We start from the raw sequence: 1,980 nt of genomic DNA, 5'->3' as shown, positions 1-1,980 counted from the left end.
CATCCGGTCTGGCTGCAGATCTGAAACGATTTCCTCCTCAACCGGAGAAGGCCCTCATCTGGTTTAGGGAGGACTATACATCTATCTTAGAGGCTTGGCAACGAGATATATTGACGATGCTGCGTGATGAAATGCTCTACTTCTGGCCGCAAATCGAAACAAAGATTATGAACGAAGGCTGGGCTTCCTATCGCCAAGGTGCTTAGATTTCAAGGGACAAAAAATAACCGGTCGAGAGTGTATCTCGCCGGCTGATTGTGCTTGTTATTATAGACTGAATAGCGTGTTCATAGGTACTTGTAAATCTTTAAAGACGACGGATTGGATCGTGTCCTGCTCCGTATATAAATCACGCACCTGATAACTGCCATCCTGTAGCGCATATACATGCACCGTTCGATTCCCAGGATCGACAATCCAATATTCCTGTACCCCATGCTTTTGATATAAGTTGAACTTCTCATTAAAGTCCTTCAATGCAGTCGAAGGCGACAGCACTTCAATGATTATTGTCGGCGCACCGTGACAGCCGTTCTTGGATATTTGGTCCTTAGAACAAACAACCGAAAGATCAGGTTGAGTGACTTGATCGGGTGATTGATACTCTTCGCTTTCACTGAAAAACACATCAAATGGAGCCACAAACACATAGCAACTCCGATTCTGGAAGAACGTCCGTAGGGCGAAATGAAGCTCTCCTACAATAAATTGATGCAATGAGGTCGGAGCTGGAGACATATTATAGGCTTTGCCGTTAATTAACTCCCACGTTCCGTCCCATGTCAGCCAATCTTGATAGGTATGAATTTTCTTCTCATCTGGATTTGACACAATGTTCGACCTCCTTCTGATTTTGCGTAAACTTTTACTAATTGTACCATGACCAAACGGATCGTTGCTAATTTTCACTCATTCATTATCAACAGTATTACCCGATTATTAGCAGTGTTTCACCTATCTCACAAATTCTGATAGGGGGTTCAACAATGACAATATTGGATATGAGGGCATTGGAATATGCCATTGATGAAATTACGGAGATTGCTACTGGATTTGGTCTTGATTTCTACTCTATGCGGTATGAAATTTGTCCGTCCGATATCATTTACACCTTCGGTGCTTATGGCATGCCTACCCGCTTCAGTCATTGGAGCTTCGGGAAGACATTCAACAAGATGAAAATGCAATATGATTTCGGGCTTAGTAAAATCTACGAGCTCGTCATTAACTCCGACCCTTGTTACGCCTTTCTGCTTGACAGCAACTCCCTCGTCCAGAACAAGTTGATCGTCGCTCACGTTCTCGCCCATTGCGACTTCTTCAAGAACAACGCCCGCTTCTCCAAGACAAATCGCAACATGGTCGAGAGCATGACCGCAACGGCAGAACGAATCCGTGAATACGAAATGGTCCATGGAACGCTTGCGGTTGAACAATTCATTGATGCTGTCCTTGCGATTCAGGAGCATGTTGATCCCTCCATCGTGAAGCCGTATCGAATGTCCAAGGATGCTTATATTTCTACTGTGCAAAAACGTTCACCGGTAGCAAAACCCGCTCCACTCTCATCGCCTTATGATGATCTGTGGTCACTGGAGAAAGAAGTTTCACAGGAGGAAAAAGAAAAGCCTATATCCTTCCCTCCTCAACCGGAAAAAGATATCTTGTGGTTCATTGAGGAATATTCCGCCATATTGGAACCTTGGCAGCGAGATATCCTTACCATGCTTCGTGATGAAATGCTGTACTTTTGGGCGCAGATCGAAACCAAAATTATGAATGAAGGCTGGGCAAGCTTCTTCCACCAACGGATCATGCGAGAGCTTGATTTAACCTCAGAGGAGACCGTTGAATATGCTGCGCTGAACTCCTCCGTCGTGCAGCCATCAAGGCATTCATTGAATCCTTATTATCTGGGGCTTAAAATATTTGAGGACATCGAGAAGCGCTGGGATAACCCGACTCCGGAAGAACGAGAGC

2 protein-coding genes and 1 pseudogene are annotated in these 1,980 nt (G+C 44.8%); 2 read left to right on the top strand and 1 reads right to left on the bottom strand.

Annotated elements, in window-relative coordinates:
- Positions 1–191, top strand: a pseudogene (locus AC1DWN_RS32995) (SpoVR family protein); the annotation flags it as partial.
- Between the two features lie 76 nt (positions 192–267).
- Here the strand turns inward: AC1DWN_RS32995 and AC1DWN_RS32990 are convergent.
- Positions 268–831: a Uma2 family endonuclease gene (locus tag AC1DWN_RS32990; protein ID WP_477563060.1), complete on the bottom strand. Its 564-nt coding sequence runs from the start codon at positions 829–831 to the stop codon at positions 268–270.
- A 155-nt stretch (positions 832–986) separates the two neighbouring features.
- On the opposite strand from AC1DWN_RS32990, the gene AC1DWN_RS32985 reads away from it, so the two are divergent.
- Positions 987–1,980, top strand: a 994-nt coding sequence (locus AC1DWN_RS32985; protein ID WP_477563059.1) for a SpoVR family protein, incomplete at its 3' end; no start/stop codon positions are given.

This window comes from Paenibacillus sp. P4_A7 (assembly GCF_056402455.1).
This window is presented reverse-complemented; position numbering and strand designations above follow the sequence as displayed.